Consider the following 17,652-nt stretch of genomic DNA (forward strand, 5'->3'; position numbering starts at 1 on the left):
GGACGCATGAACAAGGCAGTGAACAACGGGGTCTGGTCCGGCAGTTGGGTCGCGGAGCGACTCGGCGTCGAACTCCACGGCGACCCCGAACTGACCGACCTCCTGGGCCTGGCCCTCCGCCGCAACCCCAAACGGGCCCACCTCCTCGTGTCTAACGTGCTCGGCAAACACGTCCCCCAGTCCCCGTCGATCGTCTACGGCTACGGCGTCACCCTGGGGCACCGCGTACGCGACCTCCTGGGCCCCGACGAGTCCCGCCGTGCGGTGGTCCTCGGCTACGCGGAAACCGCGACGGGCCTGGGCCACGCGGTGGCCGACGGCATCGCCGTCGCCCCCTACCTCCACTCCACCCGCCGCCCGATCCCCGGCGTGGCCACGGCAGGCGGCTTCGAGGAGTCCCACTCCCACGCGACGTCGCACCTCCTGCTGCCGGAGGATCCGGAACTGCTGGCCGGTGACGGCCCGCTGGTGCTGGTCGACGACGAGTTCTCCACCGGCAACACGGTTCTCAACACCATCCGTGACCTGCACGAGCGCTACCCGCGGGACCGGTACGTGGTGGTGGCCCTGGTCGACATGCGCTCCCCGGCGGACGCGGGCCGCCTCGGCGACTTCGCGGCGGAGATAGGCGCGAGGGTGGACCTGGTGGCGGCGGCATCGGGAACGGTGAGTCTGCCTGACGGAGTGCTGGAGAAGGGCCAGGAGCTGGTGGCGCGGTATGAGGCAGGGGGTGCCGGGACAGGTGGTTCGTCGTCTGCGGCGCTGTCTGGGCCGGCCGCGCAGTTCCCCGCGCCCCTGAAGACTCACCTGGACGCCAACCCCCCAGGGGCGCGGGGAACTGCGCGACCAGCCCCCACCGACCCGCACCCGACCCACAACCGAACCACCCGAGTCGATCTCCGCTGGCCCGGAAACCTCCCCGACGGCGGAAGACACGGCTTCACCCCCCAGCACCGAATACGCCTGGAACGCGCCCTCCCGGCGATGGCCGCCCGCCTTGCAGATGCCCTCCCCTCAAATGCGCACCGCGTGCACATCCTGGGCTTCGAAGAGCTGATGTACGCCCCCCTCAGACTCGCCCGCGAACTGGAGCAGATAGCCGACGCCGACGTCACCTACTCCACCACCACCCGTTCCCCCGTCCTCGCGGTGGACGACCCCGGCTACGCGATCCGCACCCGCCTCACCTTCCCCGCCCACGACACCCCCGCCGACGGCCCGGGCGACCGCTACGCCTACAACATCGCCGGTGCCGGCTTCGACGCGGTGGTCGCGGTCGTCGACTCGCGCGGGGACACTCCCGAACTGCACGGCCTGCTGGCCGAGTTGGCCGCACACACCCCGCACGTCGTCCTCGCGGTGGTCCCCTCGTACGTCCCCGAAAGGCCCCCCATGCTGCCCGAGCCCCTCCGCGGCCCCGCCTTCTCCTCGTACGCGCCGGAAGAGGTCGGCTGGCTGCTCCAGGATCTCTCGGACGTGACGCTGGAGGCGCCGACCGAGGAGCGGGAGGAGGCCATCCAGAGCGGCGGCGCGCACTACGCGGAGTCGCTGCCGGTGGAGTACCAGCCGAGCGAGCAGTACCAGGAGCTGTTCCACACCGCACTGGACGAGGCCGCCGACCGGCTCGCGCTGGCGGTCGGCGCGGTCACCGAACTCGTCCTCGCCGAACGCTCCCCGCACCCCGTGCTCGTCTCCCTCGCCCGCGCCGGCACCCCCGTAGGTGTCCTGATGCGCCGCTGGGCCCAGTACCGCCACGGCCTCGACCTGCCGCACTACGCCGTGTCGATCGTGCGCGGCCGGGGCATCGACGCCAACGCGCTGCGCTATCTCGCCGCCCATCACGACCCCGCCGACGTCGTCTTCGTCGACGGCTGGACCGGCAAGGGCGCCATCACCCGCGAACTGGCCGACGCCATCAGGGAGTTCGAGGAGTCGGACGGCATCACCGGCTTCGACCCGGAGATCGCGGTACTGGCCGACCCCGGCTCCTGCGTGAAGACGTACGGCACCCGCGAGGACTTCCTCATCCCCTCCGCGTGCCTCAACTCGACCGTGTCGGGCCTGATTTCACGCACGGTGCTGCGCTCGGACCTGGTCGGCCCGCATGACTTCCACGGTGCGAAGTTCTACCGCGAACTCGCCGGCGCGGACGTCTCGGTGGAGTTCCTGGACGCCGTGGCCGCCCGCTTCCCGGACGTGACGGACGCCGTGGCGACCCTCGCCAAGGAGCTGCTGGCCGCCGACCGCACCCCAACCTGGGAGGGCTGGGCGGCAGTTGAGCGGATCAGCGAGGAGTACGGCATCCACGACGTGAACCTCGTGAAGCCCGGCGTCGGCGAGACCACCCGGGTGCTGCTGCGCCGGGTGCCCTGGAAGATCCTCGCGCGGGCCGGTGCGGGTGCCGACCTCGACCACGTCAGACTGCTCGCCGAGCAGCGGGGCGTACCCGTCGAGGAGGTGGCCGAACTGCCGTACACCTGCGTGGGGTTGATCCACCCCAAGTACACGCGCGGTGCGACCGGTGCCGACGGCAAGGCGGTGGCGGTCTGATGCCTGTTCTCGTCGCGAGCGACCTCGACCGTACGCTCATCTACTCCTCGGCCGCCCTCGCCCTGACCATGCCGGACGCGCGGGCGCCCCGGCTGCTCTGCGTAGAGGTGCACGAGAGCAAGCCGCTCTCCTTCATGACGGAAACGGCGGCCGGACTCCTCACCGAACTCGGCGGACTCGGCGCCGACACGGCCGTCTTCGTGCCGACCACCACCCGTACCCGCAAGCAGTACCAGCGCATCAGCCTGCCCGGCCCGGAGCCGAAGTACGCGATCTGCGCCAACGGCGGCCATATCCTGGTCGACGGCGCGACCGACGAGGACTGGCACGCCGGGGTGCAGGCCAGGCTGGCCGCCGAGTGCGCGCCGCTGGAGGAGGTCCGCCAGTACCTGGCCGACTCCGCCGACCCGTCCTGGGTCCGCAAGCACCGCGTCGCCGAGGACCTCTTCGCCTATCTCGTCGTGGAGCGCGAACTCCTCCCCGAGGAGTGGGTCAAGGAACTGGCGGTCTGGGCCGAGAACCGCGGCTGGACGGTCTCCCTCCAGGGCCGCAAGATCTACGCCGTACCGAAGCCGCTGACGAAGAGCGCGGCCATGCGCGAGGTGGCTCGCCGCACCGGCGCCGACCTGACCCTGGCCGCCGGAGACTCCCTACTGGACGCCGACCTCCTGCTGGCGGCCGACAAGGGCTGGCGCCCGGGCCACGGAGAACTGGCGGACGAGGCGTGGACGGCCCCCAACATCACAGCCCTCCCGGAGCGAGGCGTCCTGGCAGGCGAACGGATCCTCCGAGAGTTCCTGAGGGCAACCGCCTAGGGGCGCGGGGCTGTATCGATTTGCGGCTCCGCCGCGCGGGCGCGACCAGCCCCCACGCACCCGGCAACGCACAGGACCTGCCTAGCCGCAGCAGCCCCCGCCACAGCAACCGCCCCCTCCGCCCGCCGCAGGCGAGGGGGCGGACGACGTCCCGCCCACCGCCACAGCCGACAGCAACTTCACCGTGTCGTCATGCCCCGCAGGGCAGTCCGCCGGCGCGGAAGACTCCGCCATCGGCCGGCTGACTTCGAACGTCGATCCACAGGTACGGCAGCGGTACTCATAGCGAGGCATGAGGACAGGCTAACGGGAGTGAAGGACACGGTTGCAGTCGTAGAGCGTGAAGCTGCCGCCGGTGTGGCGGCCGTAGGCGCTGGGCGGGATGCGGGTGCAGTGGGACTTGACCCAGGTGGTGGTGGCGGTGGTGGGGCGCTGGGTGGTGAGCAGTGCGTAGCGCAGCTGGCGGGTGGTGACGAGGCTGCTGAGCTGCTGGGTGGTGGGGAAGGGGGTGTTGCCGGTGAAGCCGCCCATGACGAGGATGGGTTCGGACTTCGCACGCAGCAGAGGCTCGGCGCCGTAGGCGGTCTGTGTGGCGAGCAGGTATTTCTCGCCGTGGCGGTGCGTGGTCAGGTAGTCGAGCAGGGCGGTGTCGCGGGCGCTGGGCCGGTCGAGCCCTATCCGCCGCGGAGTGTGGTGTTCACGGAGGCTGTTGTAGTACGCGTTGCCGACCGGACCGGCTATCGGCGCGGTGGAGGCGCCCGCGTAGAGCGGGTCGAGGCTGGAGACGGCCCAGCCGGCCGGTACGACCAGGGTGGCCGCGATCCCGGCGGCGAGGGCACCCTGGACCTTCTTCGGGGAGGTGCGCGGCCCGCGGCTCCAAAGACCCACCACCCCGCACAGCGCGAGCATCACGGCGATGGGCAGGAGCCAGGAGACGAAGCGGGTCGGCCAGTCGAGCACCAGCGCCCACACCACCGTGAGTACGATCGCCGCCGGCAGCGCCATGTGCCGCCGACCGCCCGACGTGTCCTTCGCCCCGTCCTTCGCCCCGTCCTTCGGTTCGTGCGCCGGCACATGCGCCGACCAGGGCTCCGCCTCGTGTGCCGACATGTACGGCGACCAGCGCTCCGACTCGTGTTCCGGCTCGGCTTCCGGTATGTACTCCGGCTCGGTTTCCGGCTCGGCTTCCCGCTCGGTTTCCGGCCTGTACGCCGACTCGTACTCCGATCGGAAGAGCGCGAGCCCGCCGCCGGTCAGTGCGGCGAGTGCCGGGGCGATGACGGCCATGTAGTAGGCGTGGTTGCCGTTCGAGGCGCTGAACACCAGGGCGTGCACGGCCAGCCAGCCGCCCCACAGCAGAAATCCCGCGCGCTGCATGTCCGTTCGAGGTCGCCCGGTGCGCCAGACGACGCCCAGGACCGCGGCGAGCACGGCGAGCGGCAGGAACCAGGCCACCTGCGGGCCGACCGTGTCGTTGATCAGCATGTTCCAGCCGGTGTTGCCGGTGGTGCGGCTGTTGGCGGTGCCGGCGACGGCGCCGAACGCGGTGGAATCGCTGCTGAAACGGCTCAGGCCGTTGTAGCCGAAGACCAGGGCGAACGGATTGTTGTCGGTCGTCCCGTCCAGGTACGGGCGGTCGGCGACCGGTGTCGCCCAGGCGATCAGCACCCAGAAGCACGAGACCGCCAGCGCGACCGTACCGCCCAGCAGAAAGCGCAGAGCCCGCTTCAACGGCGTGCCGGGCGCGACGACTTGGTACACGGCGGCGAAGACCGGCAGCACCAGCCACGCCTGCAGCATCTTGGCCTGGAAGGCGAGCCCGATCCAGATCCCGCAGGTGATCAGTGGCAGCAGCCGCTCGGTGCGCACCGCCTTCTGCAGCGCTCCGGCGGCCGCCACCAGGAGCAGGGTGAGCGCGGTGTCCGGGATGGTGGCCCGGTTGAGGACCACGGCGACCGGGGTGAGCGTGAGCGTCAGCGCGGCGATCAGCGCGGCGAACGGCCCGGCCCAGGCCCGTACGATCCGGTGCAACAGCCATACCGTCAGCACGCCCTCGACGACCTGCGGAAGCGCGGCCGCCCAGGTGTGCGGGCCGAAGATCCAGACGGAGACGGCGTCGGGCCAGAAGGCGCCGGGGAGCTTGTCGATGCTGATCGAACCGCTGGTGTCGAGGCCGCCGAAGAAGAAGGCACGCCAGCCGCCGGTCATCGACCGTATCGCCGCACCGTAGAAGGGGTGGAGCGCGGCGTTCCCCATGCCCCAGGAGTACAGCACCGTGGCGACTGCCAGCACCGCGGCGAGCGCCGGGCGCTCCCAGCGCGGGGCGTCTTCCGGCAGGCCGGATCGGCGGTTCGCCGCCCGGCGGCCTCGGTGCGCTCCGGTGGGCCGGGCGGCGGAGATGGCGGTCATGGCAGTGGTCCTCGGATCGGCAGGTCAGGTGGAGCTGTGGTGCACTGGCGGCGGGATCACAGGCGGCGGGCCGACCGGAAGCCGCGGGCGTAGAAGTCGGTGCCGTCCAGCAGCGCGTGGCCCGACAGGTCGCCCATGGTCGGGCCGTTGGCGGCGGAGCGGCTGGAGTAGAAGCGGTGGCGGCCGTTGTCGTCGAGGCCCATGTAGATGCCCACGTGGTCGATGAAGTCCGGCCGGTCCTTGATGATGGCGAAGAAGACCAGGTCGCCGGGTTGCAGGATGCTCAGGTCGGTGGCCTGCTTCGTGCCGGTGTGGGGGATCACCACTTGGCCGGGACCGTAGGCGGCGATGGCGTAGGCGCGGCGCGGCAGACCGGTGCCCTTGGTGTTGGTGTTGTGCATGGGGATGCCCATGCGGTAGCCCCACACCAGACGCTGGAAGCCGGAGCAGTCGACGCAGCCGTAGCGGGCCTGCTCCGGCTGCACGTGCGTGCCGTCGAAGTCCCAGGGAACGCCCAGATAGTCGTAGAAGTCGGACTTTTCGTCGTAGTAGGCGAAGTCCAGCGGGTTGGCGACCTTGGAATTGCGCGGGCCGAAGTGCGCGGTGCCCGCGTAGCGCACGTCGTCGGCGTTGTGCTTGTCGGGCGCCCCGGCGCTGCTGTACTGGAACGCGACCGCGAAGACGTCCGGGCTGGTGTCGCCGAGCGTCTTGCCGAACCAGCCGGCGAACCAGGCGGACTTCTCCATGCCCCGCTGCCAAGTGTGGGGCAGCAACCGCACCCAGGCATCCGTGGTCACCTTGGCCTCGGTGGTCCGCGGCTCGCTGAAGGTGCGGGTGCGCCCGGTGAGCACGGCCGTACGGGCTCCGTCGGTGAACGTGGCGAGCGTGCCGCCGTCGGAGCCGCGCACCACGGTGCGGTCGGGGGCGGACAGCCGCTCGAAGGTCTGCTTCCCGGTGTTCGAGCCGCTGTTCGTGCCGTCGGCGGCCGTGCCGTCGTCGCCGCTGTCGTGCCCGAGCCGGTTCCAGGCGTACCCGCCCGTCGCCCCGACGGCCGCCACGCCCGCGATCGTCCCGAGCAGGGCGCGGCGAGTCGGGCGGCTGCCTCTGCCGGCGGAGTGGGAGTGCATGGCCGATCCTCCTGGAGGTACGGGGTGAGAGGGCGATGGGCGGGTCAGCCGGTGGGCAGGGCGCCGATCAGGAGACCGGAGACCAGCACCACGTACGTGATCAGCGTCACCGCCGTGGTCGAGATGAGTGTGGCCGCCATCGGTTGACGGACCATCTGGTAGGAGACCAGACCCGGGACGATGAAGCCAAGGGTCTGAGATGTGTACAGCAGCGGGAACTCGTGACTGAGGGCGAGCATCACGGTGGTCTGGATCAGCACCGCGCTCAGCACCACGGCGGCGAACAGCCGCTTGCCGTAGAGAATCACCGTGCGCTGCAGCAGTTTCGTCGTGAAGAACGTGAGCACCGCCACGCCGACCATCAGCCCGGCCATCTGCACGTCGGTGAGGAGCATGAGGGCGATCCAGCCCGGGGTGATCATCCCCCCTGGGGAGAGGTTGGTGGTCAGATAGCAGACGAGCGAGAAGACCAGCCCGAGGGCGATCCCGAGTGCGGAGGTCTGTGCGGTGAGGTCGGCGGGGATCACGGGTTCCTCGTGAGCTGGGACGGATCGTAGGAGTTCTGCGGGTCGCCTTCGACGTTCTGGCCGTCGGGCCGGCCGTGGCGGGCGGCGAACCGGCGGGCGAGTTCGCGCTGGTCCGGGATGTGGATGCTCTGGGTCGTCTCCAGCGGCGCCACCCAGCTGTACGGCTCCGGCTCGGGCGGCCGGCCCATCGCCATCTGCGGCCGGAACAGCGCGATCTGCATGGTCTCCTGGTCCAGGCCGTCGCCCTGGGGGACCGCGTCGAGCGGCTCCTCGGAGTCGTCCAGCGGCAGCCCGGCGAGGCATTCCAGGAACAGCTCGCCCTGGCCGTGGATGTTGCCGATCGCCACCAGCGAGGAGGTCGGGCCGAGTTCCGCGAGGATCGACTCCGTCACCTCCTCGGGGTCCCGGCGGTCGCCGCCGAGATCCACCACGCGCCCGGTGAAGCCGGCCGGGATCGCGTCGCGGGCGCTCTTGGTCGGGTGGCCGATCAGGAACACCGTCTCGGCGGCGAGGCCGGGCACGATCGCGCCCATCTGGCCGTTGCGTTCCACCCGGTCCGGGCGGCAGTTGATGACGACGTTCAGCGGCCGTCGGATCGCGCCAAGGTCCTCCAGCTGCTGGACGTTCATCAGCGTCGACTCGGGGTCGTTGGCCGCGAAGACGTTGGCGAACCGCAGCTGCTTGCCCTCGGGGGTGACATAGCGTTCCACCGACAGCACGCCCGGGTCGGGCGGCGCGTCCCACATGCCCTGCATCGCGGTCTGCCGCTCCACGCCGAGCAGTTCGGCCACGGCGAGCGCGATCGCCACGTTCTCCTTGAAGGTGAACCAGCTGAAGCCGCGCAGCTCGGCGTCGCTCACCGACTCCGGATCGACCGCGATCAGACGGCAGTTCCGCTTGTCGGCCTCCTCCTGGAGGATGTGCAGCCGGTCCTTCTCCGCCGTCACGCACACTCCGCCCACCGGCATCGAGCGGGAGAGCGAGCGGGCGACGTCGTCCAGGGTCGGTCCCATCTCCTCCAGATGGTCCTCGCGGACATTGCAGAGCACGCCGATCGTGGAACGGATCAGCTTCTCCTGGTTGATCTCCTGCAACGCGGGCATCACCGCCATGCACTCGATCACCAGCGCGTCCGGCCGGTAGGTCGCGGCCCGCCGCACGATGCCGATCTGCTCGACGACGTTGGCCAGCCCGAACTTGCGGTACACCGGCTCCTCGGTGGCATCCGGATGGATGAACCGGGCCGCGGTGCCGGTGGTCTTGGCCACCGTGACCAGGCCGCCGCCGCGCAAGGCGCCCGCGCACAGCCGGGTGATCGAACTCTTGCCGCGGATGCCGTTGACCAGCACCCGCGTCGGTATCTGTGCCAGCGAGGCGAAGTGCCGCCGCTGTTCCACGATTCCGGCGATCCACAGCCCGGCGCAGCACAGCACGACGATGACGTAGAGGAAGAGCATGCCGATTCCTTCCTTCTACCGCTGGAGGGTGGTCTGACGCAGGGACGGGGAGGGCTCGGCGAAGTGGCCGGATCTGGCCGCCCGGTCGTGTTCCGCCAGGGCCTGACGCACCAGCTCCAGGCTGCGGGTGACGGAGCCGACCTCGTCGTGGTTGACCGGGTGCAGCACGGTGCGGCGGTCTCCGGCGGCGAGCCGCTCGACGAGCACCGCGACCGAGCGCAGCGGCCGGATCACCACGACATACAGCCAGCCCAGGCAGGCCAGGCCCAGGGTGAGGCCCAGGATCCCCGCGAGCATGGTGCGCTGTTCGGCCTGCACCGCGGGAATCTGGAGCGCGGCCGCGGGTTCCGCGGTCACCACGTGCCAGCCGAGGCGGGTCGTCGGGCCGCTCTGTGCCAGCGGCGCGGCAGCGTCGACCGATGGGCCGGAGGACGTACGGAGCACCCGCGAGGTCGCGGTGCCCGCGGTTCCCGGGGCGCCCTGGGTGGCGCGGGCGAGCCGGCTCAGACCGGAGTCGGGCAGCGACTGGAAGGCGCGGTAGCCCACGTTCGCCGCCAGCACCTTGTCGTTGGCGTCCGTGACCCAGACGCTGCCCAGCTTCGGTCGGGACAGTATGGAGTTGAGTGCCTTCACGTCGATCTCGCCGAACAGGACCACGCCGGCCGCCGGGGTCTTGCCCTTGACGGCCTGGACCTGGGTGTAGGCGGCGATCGCCGGGATCCGGCCCGAGGTGTTGACGGTGGTGATCCCGCCGCCGTCGGGCACGTGGACGATGGTGCGCAGCGGTGATCCGCCCACGCGCAGCGTGATGCCGCCCGAGCTGTCCAGGAGATACAGCGAGCGGAACTGCTTGTGGTCGGCGAGGGCGCGCTGCAGCACCTTCTTCTGAGCGGCCCGCTTGCCGCCCGGCAGACTCGCGGCCGTGTCATTCAGGTCGGTGTACAGCTGGTCGAGGGACTGCCGGACCCGGTTCGACGCGATCTCGGTGCGGGTCTGCTGGACGGCGAGGACCGGAGCCGGGACCGCGGTCGCGGTGTCCGCCCGGTTCAGCACGAAGATCATCGGCACCGCCCAGCAGACCATCACCAATGCGCCGACCCCGGCAAACGCCCGGTAGCCCGGTCGGCGCCGGACCGGGAACTCCTGCGGGCCGCTCTCGCCGATCAGCTGCCGGCGCAGCGACTCCAGTGCCCGCCCGGTCCGGGACAGTTCCCCGAAGCCGTTCACCGGCACCGGCCGGGACAGCTCCTCCCACGCGGCCGGCCCGCCCTCGGTCGCGCCCCGGGCCAGGCGGCCGGCGGACAGATAGAGCCACAGCAGCGGCCGCTGCAGGAGGAAGTGCAGTGCCAGCCAGAACAGCAGCGCGAGCACGACCAGTGCCCCCGCGGCCCGGAACGCGAAGCCCGAGTAGTCGACGCCGGTGGTCGTGGTGGGCACCGTGCGGAAGGTGAGCACCACCAGACCGAGGTCGTCGGTGTCGCCCGGACCGGTCGTCGAAGCGACCTGGGCCCAGCCGGCCACCGTGTGCCGGTTGCCCGTGGCGGAGCCCCGCAGGTTTCCCGAGGCGTCGGTGTCGTGCCCCGACCTCTTCGCGGCGCGGGCCGCCGCCGAGGGCAGACCGCCGGCGGCGGGCGAGGTCGTGCCGCGGGACGCGGTGGCGAGCGCGGTGCCGCTCGCGTCCAGCACCTCGGCGGTGCGTCCGTCGCCGTACGCCGTGGGGGAGGGGAGCGCCTCGGAGACCACCAGCAGCCACTGCCGGTCGGGCCCGGTGACCTGGTTCTGGTCCTGGTTGGCGTCCTCCTGCTGCGCGGGCAGCGTGACCCTGGCGAAATACAGCAGCTGCCGCGTGCCGTCCGACGTCACCAGCCGGGGCCGGACCGCCCCGTGCCCGGATGCCGCCTTGGCGACGTTCACCCCGGCCAGCTGCACCGTCTTGCCGCCGACCGCCAGCAGTTTGCCGGTCTTCGGGTCGAGCAGCGCGCTGCCGAGGATCCCCTTCCTGGCGGAAGTCAGTGCTTTGAGCGTGGTCGCGGGGGTCGATGTGCTCGTCGCCGGGTACGCCTTGGCCGCACGGCGTACGGTGCTCGCCTCGGCGTCGATCGCGGTGCGCATGGACAGCGCGGTGTCGGCGGCGATCCGCTGCTCCCCGTCCGACACCGCCTGCGGCACACCTGCGGAATGGATGCCGTCGAGGCCGATCATGGTCAGGGCGGCGACCACCAGCAGGAGTACGACGAGTGAGGCGATCGGCGGGCGCACCCCACCGAGGATCGGCATATCGGCGCGGCGGCGGGTGCGGTGCCGGCGCGGCGCCCGGGGGGCGGAGGGCAGGGGAGATGATCCTTTGTCAATTGGCGCCGAGCGCCCGAATGTTCTACAGAACAAACACTCTAGCGTCACGCGATTACATAACCATCACACTTGCACGCCTGTTTCGTACGTGTGAACCAGACCACTCAGGAGTGGTCGGCGTATACGAATCCACGGCGAGCCGAGGGGCGGGCCCACGAGCAGGACCCGCCCCTCGGATGTCCGGTCGGCCGACCGGCCGACTGCCGGGTCAGGGGACGAAAGAGATCTCCGGGTACTTGCTGCTGGTCCCGTCGAGCAGGGTGCTGTGCTTCTTGAGCAGCTCCTGGTCGAAGAAGGCCGCGAGATAGACACGCTGGACCGCGATCGCGCGGGTCGGGTCGATCGTGCCGTACTGCTGCTGGAGCTGCGCCTGGGAGAGTCCGAGCAGGCGCGCCTCCTGGGCCACCATCCACTCGTTGTCGCTGAAGGACAGGTGCGCCGCGCCCTTGAGCTTGATGTCGACCTTGTATCCCTTCAGGTGCGACCACATATTGCGCCACGACGAGTCGTTGTTGCGGTTGTGGCTGCCGGAGCTGAAGAGCATGAAGGGGCGCTTCAGGTCTTTGTTCTGAGCCGACCCGAAGAACTGGCCGTCCAGGTTGGCACCGGCGGCGATACGGCTGTCGAGCTGCATGGAGGTGGCGACCGCTCCGCCGCCCAGCGACCAGCCGAACATCCCGATCTTCGTCATGTCGACCGACTTCGTCAGCCCGGTGGGGAGCGTGGCGTGGCCGGCGTCCGGGTTGCCGCCCGTGCTGAGCGTCTTGAGCTGGTTGATGACGAACTTGATGTCGGCCGCGCGCACCTTGAGCGTGTCGGAGGAGTGCGTGCCCGCCGGCATCCTGTTGACCTCGAGCCGGCTGCCGGGGAACTGCACCTCGTTGGCGTCGTGGGTGTGGTCGACGGTGACGACGAGGTAGCCGCGGCTGGCGAGATCCTGGACGAGGGCGGTGCCCATCGCACGGTCCGAGTGCAGTCCGGTCGAGTACAGCAGGACCGGCAGCTTGCCGAGCGCGGTGTTCACCGGGGCGAGAACATGACCCGCCGTGGTCGGCAGGGTCACCAGCTGCGGAGACAGCCCGCGCGTGGCGAGGAAGTGGGCACCGGAGATCGACGGCATGTACGGCGCCTTGTAGTGCCCGGACGTGGAGGTGGCCGGATACCAGAGCGAGACCATGAGCTCGCGGGACGTGCTGCCCGACACGTACGGGTCCGTACGGGTCTTGTCGACGAGGTGCAGGCCGACCATGCCCACGCTGTACTTCCCGCTCGGCGCGGGAATCTTGAGCTGCAGAGCGGACGCGGCCTTGCGGTCGGCCGAGAGGGTCTGCGGGTGTACGGCGGCCTTCTTCTGGCCCAGCGGCTTCTCGTCGTTCTCGGGCGCCCAGGGCGTGGTCGTGGCGGACGAGGACGCGGAGGGCGCGGGCGTGGCCGACGACGACCCGGTGGCCATCGCCGAGGTCAGCCCCACACCCAGTACAGCGGCCAGCGCACCTGCCGAACCGACCGATATGGCGATCAGTCTGCGACGGTGGCGCAGGCGGCGGTGATTCATGAAACCCCCTCGTGGGTCAGCGATCACAGAACGGGCGATCGACTGCCGCACACCGTACCGTGACAGCGGCCGACCGATCCGCGCGCCCCGGACGACTGCCGGACCGACCCCGAGTGGCCCCCAAAGAAGCCGAGTTGGCAGGAAAGGTGTAGCCGACCACCGCATTGCCCCGGACCGGGAGCGGGGCCGCCGGCACCGAGGCCCGGGTCACCGCGACCACCACTCCGATCATGACGACCACCTGCCGGACCTGCTCGTGGGTCACTTCCGGGCAAGCAGGAAAGGGGAGTTCACCGAGGTGGGAGAGCAGACCGGGAGGCCGACCGCACCGCTGCGGGACGTACTCGCAGCCGCGTTCGGACGACCTCAGTGCCCGGCGGAGGTCCCGCGCTCCCCGCGGATCTGGCCGACCACCCGCGCGACCGTCTGCCGTACGGCCTCGGTCTCGGTCAGGAAGTGCCAGTAGTCGGGGTGGCGGCCCTCCAGCGTGGCGATCGCGCGGTCGAGGCGGGCCACGGCGTCGTCGAGCGGACGGGCGTGCCGCGGGTCGGGCGTGGACCGGCCCGACATGGCCAGGCGCTGGGCGTCGCGGATCGCGAAGCGGGTGCGGTCGATCTCCTGCTGGGGGTCCTTCTGTACGGCGTTCAGCCGCCGCAGCCGGTCACCGGCCGCCGACACGGCCTCGTCGGTGGTGTTCAGCAGCGCCCGTACCGTCGACAGCAGTGAGGTGGCGTCCGGCCAGCGCTGCGCGTCCCGCGCGGCCTGCGCCTCCTTCAGTTTCGCCTCGGCCTGCCGTACGTTCTCGACGGCCTGGTCCGGGACATGCTGGAGGTCCTGCCAGCAGGCGGCCGAGAAGCGCCGCCGCAGCTCGCTCAGCACCGGCTCGACCTGCCCGGCGCGGGTGGTCAGCGCCTGTGCGCGGGTCCGCAGCGACACCAGCCGGTGGTCGATCTCGGCGGCCCGCTCGGGCAGTTGAGCGGCCTCGGCCGTGATGGCCTCCGCCTCCCGCGCGACCTGCGTGGCCCGCTCCAGCGTCTGCGGCACCCCGTGCTGCCCGGCACCCTGGTTCAGCTTCGTCAGCTCCGGCCCGAGCTTGGCGAGCCGCCCGGCGAGATCGTCGGCCCGCAGCCCCGACGCCCGTACGGCGTCCAGCGCGTTGCTCGCGGCCAGCAGCGCCTGCCGGGCCCGCTCCACGGCCGGCGCCAGCCGCGCGAGCTGTGTCTCCGCCTTGCCGAGCAGCGGCCCGAGCCCGCTCTCGAACCGGTCCAACTCCTGCTTGACCTGGCCGAGTTGGTCCTTGGCGGCGGTCAGCTCGGCGCGGGCGCGGTTCGCGGCGGCGGCCTCCAGGTCGTCGCGGTCGAGGTCGTGCGCGTCGACGGCGTTGATGTACCGGCCGCTCGCCTCGTCGATCCGCCGGCCCAGTGCCTCGAAGTCGGTCACCGCGCGGCGCGCGGCCGGCGAGTCGTCGACCGCCGTGATGGTGTCTATCGAGATCCGCAGATCCCGCTGGGCGGTGTCCAGCTCGTAGAACGCGGCGGCCGCGGCGTCCTTCGCCGCCTGCGCCTCGGCCCGCTGGCTCTCCGCCCGCCCGCCGAACCAGCGCCGGGTGCCACCGCCCGCGAACGCGGCGGCCAGCACCGGCGCGGCGAGCAGCGGCAGACTCATCAGCATGAGGGTGTCGAAGGCGGCACGGGCGGCGGTGGAACCGCGCCGGGACCGTGTGAGCGGCGAATACGGCTGCGCAGGTGTCGCCGTCACATCCCTCTCCCGTGTTGTGCGTCCTGACCGTTGTCATTCTCCCACCGGTAGAGGACGAACACACGGGCCGGTCAGTTCGCGTTCCGCACCGTGACTTTCCCGTCGCTCGTACGGGCGCTCACCACATGGGAACTCGACGAGTCCCGGGGCACCGACACATCCACCCCGCCGTCCCCTGTCCTGGTCGTCACCCGGTACTTGGCGGCCCCCTTCGGCAGCGTGACCGTCACCGACCCGTCCCCGCTGCGGGACTCCACCAGGTCCGGTACGACCCCGAGTTCCAGGTGCACCGACCCGTCACTGGTCGTCGTACGCACCTCCCGGGACGACACCACGGCGTGCACGGACCCGTCCCCGGTGTGCAGTGTCAGCGGCCCGGTCGAGTCGGTCACATGCACGGAACCGTCGCCGGTGCGCACACTCAGCGCGTCCTTGAACCCCCGCGCCCGCACACTCCCGTCCCCGTCCTCCACCTTCACGGAGACCCCGCGCGGCACCTCGATCCGGTGCTTGGCCGAACAGTCGGCGACCACCCCGGAACACTTCAACCGCAGCACCAGCCGGTCGCCCTTCATCGCCCAGGTCACCTTGGGATCCGACCCGAGTGCCACGCTGCCCTGCCACCACCGGGTGACCTCGATCTTCCCCGCCGGGTTGGAGTCCGCCGCGACGACTTCGAGCGCCGAGTCGTCCGAGTCGATGGTGAGGGTCCCGCCGGACAGCGCGAAGGTCCGCTGATCGGGGTGCTTGTCGTCACTGGCGGAGGCACCGGCGCACGCGGTGGCGCCGGCGAGGAGCAGGGCGAGACCGCCGGTCGCGGCGAGGACACGGCGGGTGCTGCGGGTGCGGGTCACGATGATTTCCCCCTGGGACGGTCGCGGAGTCCCGATGACTCCTACGGCTCCCCTCGACCGTAGGGAGCGACGCTCGCGAGGGGCATCCGGCGCACTCCCGGACCTGGGGTGGGGAAAACCCCCGTCCCTGTCGCCATGGATATAGGGACGGGTATACGGGTTTGCAGGACAGGCCCCCTGGCAATGTAGGCTGTCGAATCGTCCTGGGCGCGTAGCTCAGGGGTAGAGCGTCGCCCTTACAAGGCGAATGTCGGCGGTTCGAAACCGTCCGCGCCCACCAGGATAAGTAGCAGGTCAGAGGCCCAGGTCAGCCGGTGTGAAGCCGGTGACCCGGGCCTCTGTCTTTGGTGAAGGCGCTCGCGGATTCCGGGGGCGGTGGGCAGGATGGGGGCATGACTCAACCTGGCGCCACGTCCTCGGGTTCCGTGTTGTCCCTGTGGTCGAAGGACTCGGTGTTGTCGATCGGTTCGGTGGGGTCGGTGCTGTCCATCGGGTCCGTCGGCTCGGCCCTGTCCGTCGGGTCGATCGGCAGTTCGCTGTCGGCCGGTTCGATCGGCTCGGCGCTGTCGTTGGTCTCGGCGGGGTCGTGGCTCAGCACGGGGTCCGTACTGTCCGCGCAGTCGCGGTGGTCGGTGCTGTCGTGGCGGGCGACGCGCGGCTTCCGGGCGGTCGGGGACGGGGCGGGGACCGGCACCGGGGTCCGTTTCGCCGGGGTGCCGGTCGTGGGGGCGGTGGGAGTCGCCGGGGCTGTCGCTGCCTTGGCGCTGGCCCAACGGGTGCTGCGCAAGCCGTAGTTCGGGGACGGCGGGGTCAGGTCGTCAGGACCAGAACTCGTTCGACCTGTCGATGTCCTCGACGCACTCGTCCAGATCCGTGATCTTGTCGCCGAGAATGCGGAAGACGATGCCGCCGGTCTCGTCGATGCGCTTGCCGTCGCGCTCGGCCGTGAAGCGGTGGAGCGCGACCGCGTGGCCCCGGCCGTCGACCAGGACGTTGCGCAGTTCGACGTGCAGGGTGCCGTTCGTCTGGGCGAAGAGCTGGCCGTACATGTCGATGGTCGCGTCCAGGCCCTTGAAGTCGCCGGACAGCGGGTGGGTGCCGGGGACGTGGTGCGTGACGTCCGAGGACATCAGTGAGCGCAGGGTGTCCATGTCGCCGCGGACGAAGGCGTCGTAGCCCTTGCGGACGAGGAGTGCGTGCGGGTGGTCGGCCATGATCGATCGCCGCCTCTCGGTTGCTTCGGCGATATGAGGCTTAGCTCACCCATTGTCCGCCTTTTCGTCCACCAGTGGCGCCTCGTGGGCGTGCTTCAGCTTCATCCGTGACTCCACGCGCTCCGAGGCGGTGACCTCCGTCCAGAAGCGGTGGCCGCTGACGAAGACCGCGAGCTCGTGCTCGCGCTGCCGGAGCTTCTCCACCTCGGCCTGTTCGTCGGGCGTCCAGCCCGGGGAGGCGGGGCGCTCCACCTTGCGCCAGCCGCCCGTGTCGCTGAACCCGTCCAGGGGCTCGACCGACCAGGGCAGCCGCTTCAGCAGGGTCGCCAGCTCTGCCCGCACCTGATGCAGCTCCTCCTGACCGGCGAGGAGGTCGCTAGGGAAGTCATAGGTCGTTGCCACGCGCTAATGCTACGCCTGTTCGAATTTGGGTCGCGAGTTCCTTCAGGGACTTCATACGAACGGGTGTGGGCGGCCCTGGCGGCCGAGGAGCCCGGCGGTGTCGGTGGGCCCGCCTACTGTGGTCGCCATGGACGTGGAACGGGTGCGGCTCCGGCCGTGGGCGGACAGTGACTTCTGGTTGTTGGGGCGGCTCAACAGCCCTGAGATGACAGAGCACTTGGGGGGTCCCGAGACCGAGGCGCAGATCGAGGCCCGGCAGCGGCGGTACGTCGGGCTGGAGTTGGGGCGCATGTACCGGGTCGAGTCGGTGGTGAGCGGGGAGACCGTCGGCTCGATCGGGTTCTGGGAGCGGGAGTGGCGGGGCGAGCCGGTGTGGGAGACCGGGTGGGGGGTGCTGCCCGGGTTCCAGGGACGCGGGCTGGCCTCTCTCGCCGCCCGCGCCGTCGTCGAAGAGGCACGGGCGGCGGGGCGGAACCGGTACCTGCACGCCTTCCCGAGCGTCGGCCATCACGCGTCCAACTCGGTCTGCCGGAAAGCCGGGTTCACCCTGCTCGGCGAGGCGGAGTTCGAGTACCCCAAGGGGCACTGGCTCACCTCGAACGACTGGCGGTTCGACCTCGAAGAGGCGTGAA

General features: G+C 70.8%; 15 protein-coding genes and 1 tRNA gene. 5 read left to right on the forward strand and 11 right to left on the reverse strand.

All coding sequences use genetic code 11. The annotated features are described in order from the left end of the window. Positions 1-6 precede the first annotated feature (6 nt). Together ACFXC1_RS39210 and ACFXC1_RS39215 are read left to right on the forward strand one after the other, a co-directional pair. Positions 7-2,550, forward strand: coding sequence for a phosphoribosyltransferase (locus tag ACFXC1_RS39210; protein ID WP_381252017.1), 2,544 nt, complete (start codon positions 7-9; stop codon positions 2,548-2,550). Beyond that, on the forward strand, positions 2,550-3,365 hold the full coding sequence (locus ACFXC1_RS39215) for an HAD family hydrolase (RefSeq protein ID WP_381252019.1): 816 nt from the start codon (positions 2,550-2,552) through the stop codon (positions 3,363-3,365). Before ACFXC1_RS39210 ends, ACFXC1_RS39215 begins: the two co-directional genes overlap by 1 nt. Positions 3,366-3,446: 81 nt before the next feature. On the opposite strand, the gene ACFXC1_RS39220 is transcribed toward ACFXC1_RS39215, so the two are convergent. The 9 genes from ACFXC1_RS39220 to ACFXC1_RS39260 form a co-directional block, all read right to left on the reverse strand. Beyond that, entirely contained in the window at positions 3,447-3,659 is a 213-nt protein-coding gene (locus ACFXC1_RS39220) for an FmdB family zinc ribbon protein (protein ID WP_381252021.1), read from the reverse strand. A 9-nt stretch (positions 3,660-3,668) separates the two neighbouring features. Beyond that, the gene (locus ACFXC1_RS39225) at positions 3,669-5,774 is read right to left on the reverse strand and encodes a mannosyltransferase YkcB-related protein (protein ID WP_381252023.1); all 2,106 of its coding nucleotides are present in this window, start codon (positions 5,772-5,774) and stop codon (positions 3,669-3,671) included. A 56-nt stretch (positions 5,775-5,830) separates the two neighbouring features. Further along, the gene (locus tag ACFXC1_RS39230; protein WP_381252025.1) at positions 5,831-6,901 is read right to left on the reverse strand and encodes an NlpC/P60 family protein; all 1,071 of its coding nucleotides are present in this window, start codon (positions 6,899-6,901) and stop codon (positions 5,831-5,833) included. A gap of 44 nt (positions 6,902-6,945) precedes the next feature. After that, positions 6,946-7,428: a poly-gamma-glutamate biosynthesis protein PgsC/CapC gene (locus ACFXC1_RS39235; protein ID WP_093626201.1), complete on the reverse strand. Its 483-nt coding sequence runs from the start codon at positions 7,426-7,428 to the stop codon at positions 6,946-6,948. Further along, entirely contained in the window at positions 7,425-8,885 is a 1,461-nt protein-coding gene (gene pgsB, locus ACFXC1_RS39240; RefSeq protein ID WP_381252027.1) for a poly-gamma-glutamate synthase PgsB, read from the reverse strand. Before pgsB ends, ACFXC1_RS39235 begins: the two co-directional genes overlap by 4 nt. Before the next feature lie 15 nt (positions 8,886-8,900). After that, positions 8,901-11,144, reverse strand: a complete 2,244-nt coding sequence (locus ACFXC1_RS39245; RefSeq protein ID WP_381252029.1) for a HAMP domain-containing protein — start codon at positions 11,142-11,144, stop codon at positions 8,901-8,903. 301 nt (positions 11,145-11,445) lie between these two features. Continuing rightward, a complete protein-coding gene (locus tag ACFXC1_RS39250; RefSeq protein ID WP_381252031.1) occupies positions 11,446-12,792 on the reverse strand; it encodes an alpha/beta hydrolase family protein in 1,347 nt (448 codons plus the stop codon). Positions 12,793-13,158: 366 nt separating this feature from the next. Continuing rightward, complete coding sequence (locus tag ACFXC1_RS39255) at positions 13,159-14,550, reverse strand: hypothetical protein (protein WP_381252033.1); 1,392 nt, start codon at positions 14,548-14,550, stop codon at positions 13,159-13,161. A 71-nt stretch (positions 14,551-14,621) separates the two neighbouring features. Then, positions 14,622-15,404: a DUF4097 family beta strand repeat-containing protein gene (locus ACFXC1_RS39260; RefSeq protein ID WP_381252035.1), complete on the reverse strand. Its 783-nt coding sequence runs from the start codon at positions 15,402-15,404 to the stop codon at positions 14,622-14,624. Positions 15,405-15,609: 205 nt separating this feature from the next. Here ACFXC1_RS39260 and ACFXC1_RS39265 point away from each other — a divergent pair. Next, positions 15,610-15,684: transfer RNA gene (locus ACFXC1_RS39265), tRNA-Val, on the forward strand. A gap of 112 nt (positions 15,685-15,796) precedes the next feature. Further along, positions 15,797-16,198, forward strand: a complete 402-nt coding sequence (locus ACFXC1_RS39270) for a hypothetical protein (protein WP_381252036.1) — start codon at positions 15,797-15,799, stop codon at positions 16,196-16,198. A gap of 24 nt (positions 16,199-16,222) precedes the next feature. On the opposite strand, the gene ACFXC1_RS39275 is transcribed toward ACFXC1_RS39270, so the two are convergent. Further along, positions 16,223-16,618 carry a nuclear transport factor 2 family protein gene (locus ACFXC1_RS39275; RefSeq protein ID WP_381252038.1) on the reverse strand — a complete coding sequence of 132 codons (396 nt, stop codon included), beginning with the start codon at positions 16,616-16,618 and terminating at the stop codon, positions 16,223-16,225. A 45-nt stretch (positions 16,619-16,663) separates the two neighbouring features. Further along, positions 16,664-17,020, reverse strand: a complete 357-nt coding sequence (locus tag ACFXC1_RS39280) for a hypothetical protein (RefSeq protein WP_381252040.1) — start codon at positions 17,018-17,020, stop codon at positions 16,664-16,666. 127 nt (positions 17,021-17,147) lie between these two features. On the opposite strand from ACFXC1_RS39280, the gene ACFXC1_RS39285 reads away from it, so the two are divergent. Next, positions 17,148-17,651, forward strand: coding sequence for a GNAT family N-acetyltransferase (locus tag ACFXC1_RS39285; protein ID WP_381252042.1), 504 nt, complete (start codon positions 17,148-17,150; stop codon positions 17,649-17,651). Position 17,652: the final 1 nt, after the last annotated feature.

Origin of the sequence: Streptomyces hokutonensis, from assembly GCF_042751305.1 — a bacterium.
In the GTDB taxonomy this organism is placed as follows: Bacteria; Actinomycetota; Actinomycetes; order Streptomycetales; family Streptomycetaceae; genus Streptomyces; species Streptomyces hokutonensis_A.

Excerpts from the sequence above, each read along its gene's own strand:
- ACFXC1_RS39225 (WP_381252023.1), bottom strand. The coding sequence starts at position 5,774 with ATGACCGCCATCTCCGCCGCCCGGCCCACCGGAGCGCACCGAGGCCGC.
- ACFXC1_RS39285 (WP_381252042.1), top strand. The coding sequence starts at position 17,148 with ATGGACGTGGAACGGGTGCGGCTCCGGCCGTGGGCGGACAGTGACTTC.
- ACFXC1_RS39270 (WP_381252036.1), top strand. The coding sequence starts at position 15,797 with ATGACTCAACCTGGCGCCACGTCCTCGGGTTCCGTGTTGTCCCTGTGG.
- ACFXC1_RS39215 (WP_381252019.1), top strand. The coding sequence starts at position 2,550 with ATGCCTGTTCTCGTCGCGAGCGACCTCGACCGTACGCTCATCTACTCC.
- ACFXC1_RS39250 (WP_381252031.1), bottom strand. The coding sequence starts at position 12,792 with ATGAATCACCGCCGCCTGCGCCACCGTCGCAGACTGATCGCCATATCG.
- pgsB (WP_381252027.1), bottom strand. The coding sequence starts at position 8,885 with ATGCTCTTCCTCTACGTCATCGTCGTGCTGTGCTGCGCCGGGCTGTGG.
- ACFXC1_RS39275 (WP_381252038.1), bottom strand. The coding sequence starts at position 16,618 with ATGGCCGACCACCCGCACGCACTCCTCGTCCGCAAGGGCTACGACGCC.
- ACFXC1_RS39210 (WP_381252017.1), top strand. The coding sequence starts at position 7 with ATGAACAAGGCAGTGAACAACGGGGTCTGGTCCGGCAGTTGGGTCGCG.
- ACFXC1_RS39220 (WP_381252021.1), bottom strand. The coding sequence starts at position 3,659 with ATGCCTCGCTATGAGTACCGCTGCCGTACCTGTGGATCGACGTTCGAA.
- ACFXC1_RS39230 (WP_381252025.1), bottom strand. The coding sequence starts at position 6,901 with ATGCACTCCCACTCCGCCGGCAGAGGCAGCCGCCCGACTCGCCGCGCC.